The organism is Krasilnikovia cinnamomea, from assembly GCF_004217545.1.
GTDB lineage: Bacteria > Actinomycetota > Actinomycetes > Mycobacteriales > Micromonosporaceae > Actinoplanes > Actinoplanes cinnamomeus.
Genome location: NZ_SHKY01000001.1, coordinates 3,339,903 through 3,356,552, shown reverse-complemented (window position 1 = coordinate 3,356,552; position 16,650 = coordinate 3,339,903). Strand labels below are relative to the sequence as shown.

Here is a 16,650-nt window from a genome sequence, read left to right as displayed (position 1 = left end):
TGAAGGGCGCGGGCAAGGGCTGTACGGAGGCCCGGGATGGTGCAAGAGGGAAAGGCGGCCGTTTCGACGGCCGGACGTGCAGGGTGCATGCCCCTGCCGAGGGCGGCCGCGGCCGGAATCAGCACGGCGCGAGACACCGCGTGGCTTTTGCGGCTGGGGCGTGGTCGCCGGCCGTCGTGCCGGGGACCGTTACCGGGCGGGCCGCTTGCCGTCTCGAATGTCTTCGAGGTTGGCGAGCGGTCCCTACCGGGTGTGGGGCCTGCCAAGACGTGTATCGAGATCAACAGCGGGCAACACTGCCCCGGGAGGGAGACCATGATCACTGTCGATTGTGGCGCCGGGCTGAGGCGTGACAGACCCCCCTATGTTCGGGCAGGGCCGCATCGGGGCAGCCCCGGAAATCAAGGAGAAAGTCCATGCAGCTCAGAAGAATGGTGCTGGTCGGCGCCGCGGTTGTCGGTACGGCGATCGGCGCTCTCGTCGCCGGTGGCGCGATTGGCGGCAGCACCGGAGCGGCCGCATCGGACACTGCCCAGCTCGCCGGCGGCTCGATCGGTGGCTTCAACGGGCGAACCGCGGACCTCACCTCCGGCGTCATTGCCGGTGGCGGCGGGCTCGGACGGGGCGCGGACCTCACCTCCGGCATCATCGTCGGTGGCGGCGGGCTCGGACGGGGCACGGACCTCACCTCCGGCATCATCGTCGGTGGCGGCGGATTCGGGCGAGGCACTGAGTTCCTCACCGGGTCGGGGCAGGGTGGCGGAATCTTGGCCAGAGGCGGGGAGACCGGCACGCTCTGAGCGGACCACGCTGAACTAGTCGTCCTGCGTTCAGTTGGTTCCGCCGTGGCGGGTGCCCCGCAGCAGGCGGTGGGGCACCCGCAGGGGGCAAACCATCTGGGAAGCGCCACCGGAACACCGGGTAAGCGATGCTCTCGAAGTCAGACCGCAGGCAATACGCCGTTCGCACGTCACCCCGCCCCGGCGCCCTAGAGGCTGACGGCGATGAGCCGCTGCTCTGCAGGCATCACGTCTAGCACGCGTAGTGCCTGCTCGATGTAGGTGGTGCGGTCCGCGAGGGTGTCGCTTCTGGGTGCGAGGCGGACACCGTTGTCGCAGAGCAGCGCGTCTGCGCAGATCGCGGTGACGGCGGTGTGGTGCTGGTAGGCCATCTGCCCGGCCTGGAACATCTCGATGTCGAACAGGTCGAGGTGCCCGGCGCCGGGGTTGACGGCGTTGTGCATGCGCATCGCGTTCACGCGAGGTTGCGCGTGGAAGTCGTTCTTGGCGTCGTCCCAGCTGTACTTCGCCGGGTCGGCGAGGTGCTTGGCCAGGTAGGCGGTCCACGGGTAGGCGGGGCGGGTGCCCCGCACGGCGTGGGTCCACAGCTGGTGGCGGATACCGGCGCCGATTCCGGCGGCCTGGCGCAGACCGGCGAGGTCGAGCAGTCGGGCGGGTCCACCCGCGCAGGCGGCCGGGCGACCTTTGCGCAAGCCGACGATCTGCCCGCGCTGCCACAGCTTCAGGGTCGGTGCGGCCCAGAATCGTGCTTCCAGAACGCCGCGGACACCGAAGTGCCGGTCCAGTGCGTGTGCGGTGAGCGACTCGTGCGGAACGGCGTCGGGCAGCAGCACGATCATCGTGCGGATCGTCGGAGTCGGCGTGACGGCCGGCTGCGGCTGGGTCCGGGAACTCCCGGAGGCAGACGCGGCAGGCGTCGCAGCCGCAGGGGTGCGGCGGGTCGCCTTCGGCGCGGCTGTGGCTGCCGGTGCCGGGGTGCTGCCGTTGCTGCTCGGCTCGGTGGCGGCGGTCTTGGCCATGTTGGGTTCCTCCATCTGGGCGGGCGTGTGCGGACACGCGGAAATGGACCGGTCCACCGGGTGCGTGGACCAGTCAGGAAGAGGGGGTGTGGAAGGCGATCCGCAGTTTTCGCGGGGTCGCACGGTGGTGCGGTCGATCCGCCGGGTTCGCGAGATCGTGGTGGTGGGTGCGACCGGAGAGGGCCGCCGCGCGGTGCACGTACCGACCGGCCTACAGAAGGCGGGTGGGTGACGGGCACCATGGTGGTGCGGCGGGAGTCCCTTCGGTGGGACCGAACCGGGGGTGGAGATATATGTAGAGGTGTAGTGGTGCCGTTGACGGTACCGCTGCGGTCTCACAGCGATGCTCTTCCGCACTCGGGCGGAAACCGGCTCTGAGCTGGGGTGTGAGACTCTCGCACCGAGACTGCGGTCGGGCTGTGAGCGGCCGTGAGCGGCTGTGAGACATTCGGCTGGCGCTGCACCGCATCTTGCTGCGGCAGGGTTCAGTCTTCGGGGCCGCTGTAACGGTGCGGGTTGGTGGCCGCGTTGACCGGGCCGTGGTCGCTGGGCAGTTCGTGCAGCCAGCGGCGCAGGCCGCTGGTGTCGCTGGCGACGGTCCATGCCGGGCCGGCGGGGTGCTCGCTGTGGATGCCGGTCGCGACGGGCAGCCCCGCGGGCACGCCGGCCAGGGCGTCGAGCAGGTTGCGTTCGCGGCGGCGCGACGCGACGCGCAGCAGGACCGGGTAGCGGGGGCCGACCTCGGCCAACTGGGCGTAGTTGCGCAGCTTGCCCAGGACGGTGGCGATCTTCTCGGTGCCGCGGTCGTGCTCGAGCCAGAACCCGGTCGTGCGGTCGCCGACCTGCCAGATGCCGTGCCCGTCGGGACGGATCCCGGACAGCGCGTAGGCGGCGGTGGCGTGCTGCTCGGACCACCAGCGCAGCAGCCGGGCGTTCGGGTCGGCGCGGCTGTAGGCGTGCAGGTCGATGAACATCTGGTTGGTGCCGAGCAGATGCGCGAGTTTGCGGCTGCCCACGATCCGCTCGGTGCGATCGGTCGCCGTGCGCGGTGCCGGGGCGTCGGGCCGGTCGGGATCGTTGTAGGCGCTCGGGTGTACGAGCGCGCCGAGCGGGCCGAGGGCGTAGAGGTGCTGCCGGGTGCCGGTGGTGACGTCGACGAACCGGTTGACCGCCTCCATCTCGTAGAGGGCGGCCAGCCGCAGCGTCGCCGCCCGCTTCGACGGGAACAGCGCGGCGGCGATCTGGTCGGTGGACAGCAGGTAGTGCTCCGCCAGCCAGTCGAGCAGCTGCCGGTCGCGGATCGTGAGCCGGGCGAGCAGCCTCAGCCGGGCCCGCTTGGACGAGCTACGAGCGTGGGAGGGCTGAGCTCGGGGACCGGCGGAGGGCTCGGGGGCCAGGAACGGAGGACAAGGACTCGGAGGTTCGAGGGGACCGGAGTACCGGTCGGCGGAGGGGAAGTCGGATGACACGCGGGGTCTCCTGGGGAGATAGACAGGAAGGGTGACCCTCCTGCGGGGAGGGTGTCGGGAACTGTTCGCGTCGACGGTCGTCGGACCTCACGGCCGCTGTGCTGCCTTGACAGCCACCACAGCGATGACGGTGCGTGAGCGAACGGTGAACGGTGGTGAAGGGCAGGTGAAGCTCCGTGGGAAGGTGCAACTCCTGCCCGGAGCAGGGCGTTGACAGACCGGGGTTCAGCGGTACCGGCGGCCGTCGGGCTCAACCACGGCGCGGATCGGTGTCGGAGCGTTTGCCTTGGCCGCCGCCACCGCTTCTGGTGTCGCGGCGGCGGGAGTACTGCTCGACGAGGTCGTCCATGGCCGTGGTGTCCTGCGGCGGCACCGCCTGCGCGGCGATCTGCCGGATCGCGGTCGCCTCCCCAACGAGGGGCTTGGACGGGCGGGTCTTCATGGTGAACGCGGGAAGCTGCCGGCCGTCGACGACCAGCCGGGTGACGGCGGTGTAGGCGTCGAGGTGGGTCAGGTCGTGCTCGTCGAGCTCGGGCAGGGTGTGCCGGGCGAGGACTCTCGCGTCCTCCGGCGCGCACGTGAAATAGATCTTGTTGCGGGCGTTCGCGGACGCGGCGGCGAGCAGGTCGCGGGGGAACTGGGCCAGGTCCTGATGCGACAGCGTCATCGACAGCCGGTACTTGCGGGCCTCGGCGAGCATCGACTCGAGGCTGCTGGCCAGGGTGAGGAAGTTCTGCGCCTCGTCGATGATCAACGACGCGTCACGGCGCTGGTCCGGGGCGAGTTTCGCGCGGGCGGTGGTGGCCTGCCACACCTGCGCCAGCACCAGCGAGCCGAGCAGTTTGCTGGTGTCCTCGCCCAGGGTGCCTTTCGGGATCCGGACCAGCAGGACCCCGCCGTCGAGGATTTCGCCCATGTCGAAGCTGGCCTTCGGGTACCGCATCGTGCGCTTGACGAAGTCACGCAGCAGGAAGGACCTGAGCCGGGCGAGGACGGGGCCGATGACCTGCGAGCGCAGGGCCGGGTTGAGCTCGTCGTACCACTGCCAGAACCCGGACAGCCCGGCCGGGTCGTCCAGGCCCACGGTCATCGCCGACCGGAACTGCGCCGAGTTGAGCAGCGGTGGGATGTGCTGCAGGGTGACGTTCGCGTGCCGCAGCAGGGTGAGGCACGCGACCCGCATGACGTCGTCCATCCGCGGCCCCCACGCTTTGGCGAAGATGTTGCCGAAGATCGACACGAGGTTGTCGACGACCAGGTCCGGGTCGTCGCCCTCGAGGGGGTTGATGGTGGGCGGGTTGGGCTGGTCGGGGTCGAAGATGACGACCTTGTGCGCCAGGCTGGCGGGGAGGCGGTCGAGGATGTCCAGGACCATGTCGCCGTGCGGGTCGATCACGATGGTGCCGCGGCCGGCTTTGATGTCGTCGACGGCCATGTTCACCAGCAGCGTCGTCTTGCCCGACCCGGTCGAGCCGATGACGTGCAGGTGATAGCGGGCGTCGGCGACACCCAACGCGATGCCGTGGCCGCCGATCTCCGCGTCGCCGAGGACTTTCGTCGCCCGGCCTCCGGCGGCGATCGCGACCGGGGCCGGCATCGCGCGGGCGCGGGCCCGGTCCAGGCCAGGCACGGCCAGGTCCTGCGGCAGCGCGGCCAGGGCGGCGAGTTCCGGCGCGGAGGTCAGGAACCCCGGGCCGAGGCGCCGACCGCCGAGGACCGCGACCGGGGAGCTCATCCGGGTGCGGTGGGCGAGGCGGTTGCGGCCGGTGTAGACGGCGAACGCCGAGCCGATCGTGTCGGCGATGCCGCGCAGGCGGCCGTCGGACAGCCGGCCGGCGCGGGCGGGGGTGCGGGCGACGGCGTAGCGGACGCCGGTCTGCCACAGCGGGTGCGCGGTCTTGTCCAGGATGGCCCGCACGTCGCGTTCGACGCCGGGGTCGCGGCGTGCGGCCGGTACCGCGGAGCTGGTGCGCCGGGAGGGACCGGTCTGGAACGCCTCGATCAGCCAGAGCAGCGGGGCCGCCGGGTTGATCGTCGGGGTGGCGGTCTTGCCGGCGCGGATGCGCCCGGCGGCGCGGCGGGCCCGGGCGACCCGGCGGGGCCCGGCGGGGCGGGCGAGGATCTGCACGCAGGCGTGCTCGTCGGCATTGAGTTGCGAGCCGGCGGACATCAGGGCGCGCAGCGGGTCGCTGTCGTGCTCGGTGGCGAACGGCAGCCATTCCGCCGCCGTCGGGGTCAGGTGCCCGCCTGCGGCCATCGTGGCGGTGGACGGGATGGGTGGGGCCGGGTTGTCGGTGGTGCAGGCGGCGCCGGGCCACGCGGCGCGGATCGCGGCCTCGACGGCGCCGCGGGGGACGCTGCCGGGCACCCACACGCTGATCAGCAGCCGGCGGCCGGTCCAGGTGTACTGCCAGACCACGTGCGGGCTGCCGTAGATCAGCCGGCGTTTGCGGGAGGGTGTGAGCGTGCCGGACAGGTTCGCCCACAGCGCGGCCGAGCTGTGCGGGTCGACCTCCGGCGGCGGCGCGATCGTGATCACCCTGGCGTCGGTCGCGTGGTAGTGGTGCCGCCACACTTCCAGGAGGTTGCGAGTGGCGACATAGACGAGCAGGGCTGCGGCGGCCACGGCGAGCAGCCACGGTCGGTGCGCCGCCCATGCGGCGGTGTCGATGATCAGTTGGGCGGGTCGGCTGAGGGGAGAAACGAGGTCGGCGCCCGGCCCCGGGTGGGGGCTGGGCGCCGACGGCGCGTGAAGCAGCAACGGTGGTGGTCTCATTGATGGTGTCCTCATCAGAGGGTCGAGTTCGGCGGCCGGGCAGCGGGTACGCAGGCTTGAAGACAGACGCGGGGGTGTAGGGCCCGAGCGGCGCCCGGCCCATCGGTTGCGGCGAGGTTCCGCTCGGCGATCGGCGGTGGCTAGAGGTCGTCGTCCTGCTCGTCGAGCGCCGCGAGGTCCGCCGGGCTGGTGGTGCACAGCGCGTGTTCTTCCGGCGCGGCGACGGCCTCGAAACTGGTCCGCTGAGTTCCGGAGATCAACAGCCCCTGCCCGGTGCGGGCGGTGAGCAGCGCGCGCCGCTCTCCTGCGGTGAGGCCGAACGCGGCGCCGACGGCGTCGATGGCCTGGGGTGCTTGTTTGAGCAGGACTTGGGTGGCGGCGTTGGCGACGACGGCCTGGCCGAGGTCGGCGCCCAGCACGTCCGCGACGTCCTGGGTGACCACGGTCAGCCCGGCGTTGCGTTTGCGGGCGGCCTTCGACATGCGGAACAGGAACCTCGCGCCTTCGCCGTCGCGCAGCAGCAACCACGCCTCGTCGACCACCACGAGCCGGCGGACGCCGTGGCCCTTCGCGCCGGGAGCGTCGACGCCGCGCCAGATCGAGTCCAGGGCGAGCAGGGTGCCGACGGTGCGGATCTCGTCGGGCAGGTGCCGCAGGGACCAGACGACCAGGTGCCCGTCGGGCAGGGTGGTCGTCGGCCCGTTGAACAACTCGGAGAACGACCCGTCCACCCACGGCGCCAGGCGCGCGGCGAGCTGCTGTGCCGCCGCGTCCTGCGCGTCGTCGCGCAGGCAGGCGGTGAGATCGCCGAGCAGCGGCGCGCTGCGGTGGTGGGTGGCGGGGTCGGCGGTGATGCCGGCGCGGCGGTAGACATCCAGGATGGCCCGGTCCAGGGCCGCCCGTTCCTGCGGTGGCGGCTGGTGTCCCAACAGCACGGAGATGAGCGTGTGCAGGAACAGGCCCCGGCGGGTCAGGAGGTCGGGGCGGGTGTCCCCGGTGGGCAGGTCGAGGGGGTTGATCTTCACCCCGGCGTGTCCGAGGCGCACGACGCTGCCGCCGACCGCGTCGGCCAGGCGCAGGTATTCGTCCTCCGGGTCGATCACCGACACCTGCACGCCCTGGTGCAGATTGCGCAGGATCTCCAGCTTCAGGAAGTACGACTTCCCGGCGCCGGAACGCGCGAGGACGACGGAGTTGTGGTTCTCCTGGCTCCAGCGGTCCCACCAGACGATCCCGTTGGAGTCGGGGTTGATGCCGTACAGGGTGCCGCCGACGGTCTGCGGGTCGCCGGGCAGCGGCGCGGGCAGGTCCGGGCTCGCCAGCGGGAACGCGGCCGCGAGGGCCTGGGTGTCCATGGTGCGCAGCATCTGCAGCGAGTCGGTGGCCATGGGCAGGGTGGTGGTCCACCCGGCGAGATGCCGCCACGTGGCGGGCTGGACCTCGATCAGGGTGGACGCGGCGGCGGCCTTCACCTGCGCGCACGCGTCGAGCAGTTCGGGTTCGGTGCGGGCGTGCACTGTCAGGTACAGCCCGACCCGGAACAGTTTCGACACGCCGCGGGCCAGCCGCTGGGCCAGGTCGGCGGCGTCGTCGGCGGCTGCCTCCAGGTACGGGTCGACGAGTTTGCCCTTGCTCGTGTCGGCCCGCCGCGACGATTCGAAGCGGGCCCGCTGGTTGCGCAGTCGGGAGGCGGCGATCGGTGCGGGCAGCGGGTCGATGTGCATGGCCAGGTCGAGACGGCCGGGCCAGGACAGTAGCGGTTCGAGCCAGGCCGGTCCGACTTCGGCGGGGTAGCCGGTGACGACCAGTGTGCAGGCGTAGCCGTCGCTGACGCGCAGCATCCGCGGCATCACCTCCACCGAGCCCGGCGCGACCGCGGCGGCGACCCCGGCACCCGCGGTGAGGCGCGTTGCCGCCACTGGTGTCTCGCGCGGGTGCGCGTCGGGGCTTGTCTTGCGGGTCAGGTTCATGACGGCCGGTCCTTCGCGTGGCGGTGTGGGCGGGTGGCGGAGGCGGTGATGACGGTGTCGGGGGCGGCCAGGCCGCCGGGGCGCGGCGGCCGGTACGGGTCGGCGGCTGCGGCGATCGCCGCGGTCACGGCCGGACCGTCCAGGGCGCGGGTGGTGACGCCGAGGCCGGACAGGGCGCGCACGGTGTCGTCGGCGCGCCTGCGGGCGGCGTGCTCCCCGCGCTCCCCCGCCGGGGTGCGGGTGACGACGAGGACCTGGCGGCGCAGCGGGTCGCGGCGTTCGGCGAGGTCGTCGAGGAACCGGGCGTGATCAGCGCACGCCGCGGCCAGGGCCGGGTGCGGCAGGGCGGGCGCGGCGGCGGCCAGGGACCTGGCGTGCGAGCGCAGGTCGACCGGTTGGGCGGACACCACGATCTGCGTGGGCGTGGACAGGCTGTTGAGCCACCGGCCGTAGGTGTCGATCAGGGCGGCCTGCTCGCCGGGGGTGCGCAGGTGCAGGTTGACGCTGGTCGCAGCGACCATCGCCGCCCGCACGGCGCCGAGGCTGATCTGTCCGTCGGCGGCGATGGCGTCGGCGGGCAGCTTCAACGGGGCCGGCAGCACCGTTGGTTTCGGTGCCTGCACCCAGTCCGGGGTGCTGGAGGTCGTGTCGGTGGTCGACAGCGCCCGCGGGGCGCGGGAGTGCCGGATCGCGGCCAGCAGCCACAGGTCCAGGGGAAGTCCGTCGCGGCGCCCGACGGCCAGGCCGAACGCCAGGCCGCCGAACACCACGGCCGCGCCGAGCAGCAGCGCGGTCGGCACGAGCGTGTGCAGGCCGCGCCAGGCGGCGTAGAAGACGACGGCGGCCACCGCGAGCAGGGCGAGCTGGCGGAACGTCAGGCCGTAGAGGACCTTGTCGGGGGCGTCCACGTCGGCGGCCATCTTCGCCCGGACGTCCGGGCCGTCAGGGTGGGCAGAACTCATCGCATTGCCTTCCAGACAGAGGAGGTGGTCTTGGCGTAAGAGCGCCGGGCCGCGGCGCGCAACGCTAGGGGCGTCAGCGGGCGAGGCGGCCGATCCCGGGGATCACGCGGCTGATCTGCTGCACCACGACGATGCGTACGGCCGCGCCGACGATGTTGGTGTTGCGGGCGCCGGGTGCTGTGACGAGTCGGCGCATCCAGCCGGGGACCTTGACCGCGGTCCACAGCAGCACCATCACGACGAACAGGTTGATCACGCCGCCGGGTTCCACGGGCAGGCCCAACAGCGGCAGCATGTGGGCGGTGTCGAGCAGCATCCACTGCCCGGCTGCCAGGAACATGCCCTGCGCGACGGGCACCGCCAGCATGCCCGCGTAGGCGCGCCACCACAGGCGGGCCAGTGGGTCGGTCTGCGGCAGGGCGTGCATCGCCAGGGCGATCGGCGCGATCGTGGTGAGGACCAGGGCGATCGCGAACCGGACGATCAGGCTGATCGCCGTCGCGGCGAGCAGCATGACGATGATCGCGGCGCAGACGATGAACAGCAGCCCGCCGAGGTGATCGCGGGAGGCGCCCATCTGCGTCTTGATGCCGGCCAAGCCGCCGTCGGCGCCGGTGCGGGGATCGGTCAGCGCCGCGGTCAGCGCGTTGGCCAGCTCGATGAGTATGCCGGCGATCAGTTGGGAGAAGTGCGCGGCGACGAACCCGACCACACAGCGTGGGAGCAGGTCCTTGACGCCGTAGCGGGCGCGTTCGTCGCCGCCCGCTGTCATGGTGAGCGCGCCGGCGGCGACGAACACCAGCACAAAGACGGTGTCGACGATGAGGATGGAGCGTCCGGTCAGGGCCTGCACCTGGGGCAGGACCGTGACGTCCGGGGTGTGCAGCAGCGCTCCGGTGATCGCGGCGATGAGGGTGTTGAAGACGTCCAGGATCGCGTCGGCGAACCAGTCGAGGATGCCGTCGAGCATGAAACCCATGACGCTCAGCCGCCGACGATGCCCTTGACGACCTGCAGCAACACCGGTGCAAGGACCGCGAGGCCGTAGCCCATCAGGGCGTTCTTCAACGCGGATTTGGCCTTGTCGACCTGCGCCGGGTCACCCCCGGCGGTCGCCCAGTACACCCCGGCCAGGACCAGGAAGAGCGTGGCGATCGCGGCGAGGATCCCCATCACCCACGTCTGCAGATTGCTGATGACGGTGGGCAGGGAGTTCGCCGCCAGGTAGACGGTGTCGCCCGCATCGGCGAACGCGGCGCTCGGCACCGACAGGATCAGCAGGACGGTCGCGGTGTGCGCGGCGACGGTGTGCGCGGCGACCCGGAGGGCCCTGCGGGGCAGCCGGCGAGGTGCGAGCCGGCGTCCCGGCGACCGGCGGGATGTGGCCAGGCGGGCGGCCCGGCGGCCGAAGCCGGCGATGGCGCGGACGTGGGCACGCGGCTGAGCCCGCAGGCCAGTGGTGGTGGTGGTGCGATGGCGGGACATGGGGTGGTCACCTCCGGCCCGGCCCGAAATCGAGCGAGGCTGTGCGAGCGGTCGGATGAGGACCGCCGCCGGGCGCGGAGGCAGCAGGACGCGTCGACCAGCCACAACGGGCCCCGGGAGGAGCTCGTCCTCCCTCAGCGGGTGTGGCGATGATCGATGAGTGTCAGCGCATCAAGCAGGCGCGGCACCCGAGGCGTTGCGGCTCGCGAGACGGCCCGATACCTGTCGGGCCCGGCGGCGGGGCGGAGACCCGATCCAGCCGCTGTTCGGCGTCAGCGCCGACCTCAGCTCCGAAAGTGGTTCCGCACCCTCACACCGGCATTTGTGTGCTCTGCCGAACGCCTGCCCGGCTCACCGAAGGCTCACAACCCCTGCCGGAAGGCTCACAGCACAGGTCAGGGGCCGGTGTCGGCACCCGGCGTGGGAGGCTGGCGGCTCACCTGGCCCAGGTGAACGCGTCGTGCGCCGAGGGTCTACGTCCGGCTCCGCCGGCACCGCTGATCCGCCTCAACGGGACCGGCGCAGAGCGCCTGTCGAGGTGCACACACGTCGGCACCCTCGCGGGTGGACGACTCCACCGGCGAGGGCGCCGAAAAGGGGCTATGCGGTCGTTCAGGCCGCGGAGGGCAGCAGAGTCACCTGCGCGGGGTGGCTGCGCGAGGTGGCCGACCCGCCGGCGCAGGAGACGGCGCGGCTGGCGCGCAGGGCGGCGCGCCGGTCGGCCTGCTCGGCGAGCAGCTGAGCGGCATCCGCCGAGACCGCGCCGGTCAACAGGCCCCGCCCGAGGGCGTCGGCGAGGCGGGTGTCGATGCGGCCCAACCGCATCCGCAGCGCGTCGGTGGTGACGCCGAGGCCGGCGGCGATCGGTTCGATGGCCTTCTGCCCGAGCCGCACGTCGATGTAGGGCCGCTCGTCGGTCTCGTCGACCAGGCCGAGATGGACCGCGCGGCGCACCAGCAGGTCAGGATGACCCCACGGCACCATCGGGGTGCGCGGGCCGGTCACGTGCTCGACGTCGTCGACCGGGGTGTACTCCCGCGACTGGCGCACATGGTCATGCCCGGCCCGAAACGCCGCCATGCACAGGGCGGCGTGCGGGGCCGGCCGAGCCAGGTCCACCCGCTCCCGCAGGGCGCAGAGGAAGCCGGTGAGGACCTCGGCGTCCACGTCGTCGCGGTCACCGCGATACCCGATCGCGAGCTGGACGGCGTATCGGCGCAGGGCCGGCATCGCCATCCCGACGGCGGCGATCACCCATTCCGGCCCATCGAGTCGGGCCCGGCGCACCAGCTCGCGCCAGACCGCATCCCGCGCGGCGAAGGCACGCCGGTGCTTGGCCAGCCAGTCGTCCAGGTCGGTCAGGGTCATGACACCGGCCGGCAGGCCGGCGTCCGGGTCCAGTTGGTCGAGGTCGAGGGTCATCGGGTCAGGCTCGCAGATCAGTGCCGCGAACGCGGTCGCGGCGGCGGACAGAGGGGAGGTCGGCCAGTCGGTAGCGGACACGCTCATGTCACAAGCTCCAGGCGTCGAGGGTGGGGTGACATCGCCGGCCCGTGTAGGGCGGCGACGTCGAGGCACCGAGTAGGACACGAGCGGCTCACCGTTGTGTCACTCCACAGGTCATCGGCCCGATGTCACATGTCCGCGGCGTCACCGGGCTGTCGGCCCGGCTCAGGTCAACCGTCGCCCATGACATCGACGAATGTCGTTGACACGAGGCCATGACACCCGGAATGAGCTGCACTGTGACGTTGCGGGACGGACGGCGACAGCCGTCCGGAGAGCGTCACGAGGAGGACCGCGGACTCCGTCAACGAGGCGATGTCACCGGCGAGGGACCGCGCTCGCCACGACTCACAACGGTCTCACCACGGCCCACAACGACAGCTCGCGGACACCGACCCGCCGCTCACACCCGGGACAGCCCGGAACGTGACACGCTCGCCGCCCCCGTACGCAGGCATGTCCAACCTCGACGGCGACGGCGTCCGACCATTCGGAACAATGACATCGGCCGGCGTGGTCCTGTCCGCCCCGGCCGGTAGTCACACGGCAGACGGCGAGGACCGCTGTCGCACTGACAGACCATCGACGCCTGCGACGTGTCGCGGCGTCCCCGGCACGATGATCCGGGTGGCACGGCAGTCGAGCCGCGCCAGAGCACGGCGTCGGCCGCAGCCCGGGACGCGGTGGGCGGGCCAAGCCGCACAGACCCCAGGTGTGTGAGTCGATGCCTGGCCGTGCCGCGATATTCGCCAGCGATCCGCCGAGACTCCGATTTCGGGCGGTGACGCGGAAACCCTGTAGAACGTCATGGGACACGGACGACGTGGCGGTTACCGGACTGTGTGCACATCCTCTGGCGTGGCGTCTGCGCCGTGCGCCCACGGTTCTGGGCTCGCACGTGGAGGCCGAGAATCGACCCATATCGGGACTGTGTGCCGAATTCACCGTCACTGTGAGCCGCCAGCGGCGGCTGTGAGTGGCTGTGAGCGGGGGAAGCGTTCGGCAGAGCACACATACAGCGGTGTGAGGGTGTCAGCGCATCAGCGGTGCGGCGTGGAGCCGACATCACATGAGCGAACAGTCACCGCAGCCCAACCGCATCCCCGACCGACCCGTCGGACCGGACTCCTCCGGTGCCGACCCGACCCTGATCGACGCCGTACCTGGCGACCCGCCGGTGCCGATCACGGTGTGGCGCACCGCCCGCACGCAGCAGGACATGCTGCGTCCCGTCAGTGCCCGGCTGGCCTACCGGCTCGTCTCGGCCTACAGCCGAGCCGGGGAGGCGGTCGTCGACCTCACCGACGGACACGCCCTGACCGCCGCCTGCCAGGCCGGTCGGCGTAGGCATCACCCCGGCTGGTTCACCGACGCCGCCAGCCTGATCATCGGCCCGAGCACCCTGCCCGGCGACATCAGCGCCCAGACCGGCAACGCCGGCGACCCGGCGTTTCACGAGGACGGCCGGGTCGAGCCGCCGGAGTTGCCCGCCTGGTTCGGTGACGACCTCACCGACCCGCTGGCGGCGGCCGACGACCCGACAGTCGGCCGGATCGAGCCCTTCGCCGACGGCGCGTCCGTGCAGGCGAGCACGAGCCTGGTCGTGGCGATGTGGCCCCTGCACGACGGGGACGTCGCCAACCGGGTCCGGCTGGCCTGGCTGCTGACCGCCTGCACCCGGCTGCTGCGCCCGGGTGGCTGCCTCGTCCTCGTGGTCGCCGCACCCGACCAGATTGCGACCGCGCCGCAGGACTTCAGTCCCATCTCTACCGCGGCCGCGAGCGTCGGGCTCGGCTATCTGCAGCACATCGTCGCCGTGGACGCCGACGCGGGAGCCGAGGCGTTCGTCTACTACGTCACCGACGAGGAGTTGCTCGGCCTCGCCGCCGAGGTCGGCGGGGCCCAGTGGACGGTCGCGCACCTGCGCGTCCACGCCGACCTGCTGGTGTTCAGCCACCAGCCCACCGACAGCCGCCGCAAGGGCGGTGAGCGCCGTGGCTGAGCGCACCTCGACCACCCAGGACCATCCCCGTCCCGGTCGGCACCGTGCCGGCGACGCGCGGCATCGTGTCGGCGGCGACGCTACGCATGAGCCCCGGCACCAGAACGCCGAGCCCTACGAGGGGCAGCATCGCGCGGACCCGCAGGTCCTGTCCGTATGGACGACCGCGCAGACGACCGGTCCGGTGCAACGCCGCGGACGCTACGTGGCCGAGTCCGTCAAACACCCCGCGAGAATGCTCCCGGCGATCGCGGCGCACGCCGTCACCGCCTACACCCAGCCCGGGGACCTGGTCCTCGACCCGATGTGCGGGATCGGCACCACGCTGGTCGAGGCGGCGCACCTCGGCCGCGACGCGATCGGTATCGAGTACGAACCGCGCTGGTCCGACATCGCCGACGCGAACATCGCCCACGCGCACACCCAGGACGCACCCGGCAACGCCGCGGTGATCCGCGGGGACGCCACCCGGCTGCTGTCGCTCGTCCCGTCCGCCCTGGTCGGGCAGGTCGCGCTGGTCGTGACCTCACCGCCGTATGGGCCGACCGTGCACGGCCTCGTGCGTCCCGGCGACGGCGGCGTGGCGAAGTCCGACAACACCTACGGCACCGACAAGGGCAACCTCGCGTACCGCGACCTGACCGGCCTCGCCGACGGTTTCGCGGAGATCCTGCGCGGCTGCGCCGTGCTGCTGCGCCCCGGCGGCCACGTCGTGGTCACCGCCCGGCCCTGGCGCAAGAACGGCCAGCTCGTCGACCTGCCCTCGGCAGTCATCGGGGCCGGCCTAGGCGCCGGGCTGATCCCCACGGAACGCTGCGTGGCACTGCTCAGCGCGGTCCGGGATGGCCGGCTGGTCGCCCGGCCCTCGTTCTTCCAGATCACCGCCGTGCGGAAGGCACGCGCCGCCGGGACGCCGCTGCACCTGATCGCCCACGAGGACGTCCTGATCTTCACCAAAGCCGCAAATTTCGCGAGTTCGGCTGAACCCAAGTGTTCGCAACGCGAATCCGAGTGTCCTGAGGCGACATCATGCCATGCCGGCACCGGGGTTCACGGCGACTCGGGGAGGCGAGTCGCGTGAGGCTCGCCGATGAGTTCCCGTGCGTTGGTGGCCCAGCGGATGGCGGCGCCGTCGCTGCAGCCGAAGACCGCAGCCAAATGCAGCGGGTCCGCGCCGGTGGCGACGGCTTCTTCGAGTTGACGGTCGATGCGCAGTCGTTCGAGGGTGCCTGGCAGGCCGCGCAGGTTGAGGATCCACGTGTGGCTGACCGGGCCGTGGCCCAGCGCGCTGGCGTAGCTGATCAGCAGGTGCTGGTTGGCGGTGTGCGGCCAGCGTTCGCGGCGGTAGGTGAGCCAGTCGAGCAGCACCTGGGCGGTGAGGTCGTCCAAGGGGCGGCTGTTGCCGGCGATGGTGAGCCGGCGGCCGGTGAGGTCGACGTCGTCGAGGTGCAGGGCCCGGATTTGGCCGGGTCGGGCGGCGTGGACGGCGGCGAGCACGACACACAGCCGGGCTTGCACGGTGGTCGCGGCGGTGACGCTGGCGGTGATGTCGTCCGGTTCGAGCAGCGGCCAGATCAGGTCGGGCACGGTGACGCCGCGGACGCCGCGGGTCGGATTCCGGAAGATCAGCTTGTGGGTTTTCGCCCACCGGAACAGCCCGCGCAGCGCGGTCGTGGCCGTTTCCCGGCGTCGGCCCTGCAGCGCGCTGAGGTAGGCGTCGACGTCGTCGCGGGTGACTTCTCGCAGGTGGTCACGGTGCGGCCAGGACGCGGCGGCATCGGCGGCGACGTTCAGGTAGGTGCGGACCGTGCCCTCGTGCCGCGGGCGGCTGCGTGGGCCGCCGTCGCGCAGCAGCCGGCCCCAGTTGGTCAGGTCTCGCCGCCATGGGCCGGGCAGGCCGGCGAGTTTGCCGGTCATCCAGCCTTCGAGGCTGGGCGGCCGGTCGTCGTCGACGACGCCCATGGTTGTGAGGATCTCGACGACGTAGTCGAGGTTGATGTATTGCCCGGCGGCGGCAGCGGCGAAGTCGCTGACGCGGATGCGGTCGGGTTCGCGGTGCTCGGCGAGCAGCATGACCAGCACGCGTTGCATGGCGCGGCGCACGACGGGTGCCCAGCCGCGGGTCTCGGCGGTGCTGTGGGCCAGGTGCAGCGCCCAGGCCAGCCAGGGGTTATCCGGTGGCGGCCCGGCGCGCAGGTCGATCACACCGCGCCGGTAGTCACGGCGACCGGCGGGCAGCAGCGGCTCTTGCAGCCAGCGGCTGACCGGGCGTCCGGCCGCGGGCGGTGGCTGCTTGCGGGGCCGTCCCTTGACGCCGTAGCGGCGGGGCGCGCTGCGCGGGGGTGCCTGGCGGCGGTCGCTGATGCTCAGGAACAGCTGTTGCCAGCGGATTCCGGTCAGATAGGGGGCCAACACGACCGCGGAGCGCGCGTCGGACGCCAGCCGTCGCCGGTCGTCACGGGCCTGGCACCAGCACAATCGGCAGTAGCCCTTACGGACTCGCTGCCGACGCCCGCATGCCTGGCAGTCGCCGTAGGGGTTGCCGTCGCGCGGGTTGGCGAACTGGTAGCAGGCGAGGCAGACGCCTTGGGAGAAGGTCAGGCCCCAGGCCAGGCATGCCGCGCAGCTGGTGACGGTTCGTGGCACGAGCGTGCCGTCATG

Annotated in this window: 12 protein-coding genes; 3 read left to right on the top strand and 9 right to left on the bottom strand. The window is 72.0% G+C overall.

The features are described from left to right. Positions 1-416: 416 nt before the first annotated feature. Positions 417-800 (top strand): hypothetical protein, encoded by a 384-nt coding sequence (locus tag EV385_RS15155; protein WP_165449486.1) that lies wholly within the window; start codon positions 417-419, stop codon positions 798-800. A 188-nt stretch (positions 801-988) separates the two neighbouring features. On the opposite strand, the gene EV385_RS15150 is transcribed toward EV385_RS15155, so the two are convergent. From EV385_RS15150 to EV385_RS15115, 8 genes are all read right to left on the bottom strand, one after another. Then, positions 989-1,819: a hypothetical protein gene (locus tag EV385_RS15150; protein WP_242624899.1), complete on the bottom strand. Its 831-nt coding sequence runs from the start codon at positions 1,817-1,819 to the stop codon at positions 989-991. A gap of 485 nt (positions 1,820-2,304) precedes the next feature. Then, the gene (locus EV385_RS15145) at positions 2,305-3,144 is read right to left on the bottom strand and encodes a replication-relaxation family protein (protein ID WP_242625297.1); all 840 of its coding nucleotides are present in this window, start codon (positions 3,142-3,144) and stop codon (positions 2,305-2,307) included. 394 nt (positions 3,145-3,538) lie between these two features. Next, entirely contained in the window at positions 3,539-6,064 is a 2,526-nt protein-coding gene (locus EV385_RS15140) for a type IV secretory system conjugative DNA transfer family protein (RefSeq protein ID WP_130510046.1), read from the bottom strand. 140 nt (positions 6,065-6,204) lie between these two features. Then, a complete protein-coding gene (locus EV385_RS15135) occupies positions 6,205-7,914 on the bottom strand; it encodes a VirB4 family type IV secretion system protein (RefSeq protein WP_278045025.1) in 1,710 nt (569 codons plus the stop codon). 116 nt (positions 7,915-8,030) lie between these two features. Next, positions 8,031-8,954 (bottom strand): PrgI family protein, encoded by a 924-nt coding sequence (locus tag EV385_RS15130; protein WP_130513326.1) that lies wholly within the window; start codon positions 8,952-8,954, stop codon positions 8,031-8,033. Positions 8,955-9,069: 115 nt separating this feature from the next. Then, positions 9,070-9,975 carry a TrbL/VirB6 family protein gene (locus EV385_RS15125; RefSeq protein WP_130510045.1) on the bottom strand — a complete coding sequence of 302 codons (906 nt, stop codon included), beginning with the start codon at positions 9,973-9,975 and terminating at the stop codon, positions 9,070-9,072. Between the two features lie 5 nt (positions 9,976-9,980). Beyond that, on the bottom strand, positions 9,981-10,385 hold the full coding sequence (locus EV385_RS15120; RefSeq protein ID WP_130513325.1) for a pilin: 405 nt from the start codon (positions 10,383-10,385) through the stop codon (positions 9,981-9,983). Positions 10,386-11,093: 708 nt separating this feature from the next. Continuing rightward, positions 11,094-11,990 (bottom strand): hypothetical protein, encoded by an 897-nt coding sequence (locus EV385_RS15115; protein ID WP_130510044.1) that lies wholly within the window; start codon positions 11,988-11,990, stop codon positions 11,094-11,096. 1,066 nt (positions 11,991-13,056) lie between these two features. Between EV385_RS15115 and EV385_RS15110 the strand changes: the two genes are divergently transcribed. Together EV385_RS15110 and EV385_RS15105 are read left to right on the top strand one after the other, a co-directional pair. Next, the gene (locus EV385_RS15110) at positions 13,057-13,989 is read left to right on the top strand and encodes a hypothetical protein (protein WP_130510043.1); all 933 of its coding nucleotides are present in this window, start codon (positions 13,057-13,059) and stop codon (positions 13,987-13,989) included. Then, positions 13,982-15,070, top strand: coding sequence for a TRM11 family SAM-dependent methyltransferase (locus EV385_RS15105; protein WP_130510042.1), 1,089 nt, complete (start codon positions 13,982-13,984; stop codon positions 15,068-15,070). Before EV385_RS15110 ends, EV385_RS15105 begins: the two co-directional genes overlap by 8 nt. Here EV385_RS15105 and EV385_RS15100 read toward each other — a convergent pair. Then, positions 15,040-16,635: a site-specific integrase gene (locus tag EV385_RS15100; RefSeq protein ID WP_242624662.1), complete on the bottom strand. Its 1,596-nt coding sequence runs from the start codon at positions 16,633-16,635 to the stop codon at positions 15,040-15,042. The two genes, EV385_RS15105 and EV385_RS15100, sit on opposite strands and share 31 nt — an antisense overlap. Positions 16,636-16,650 lie beyond the last annotated feature (15 nt).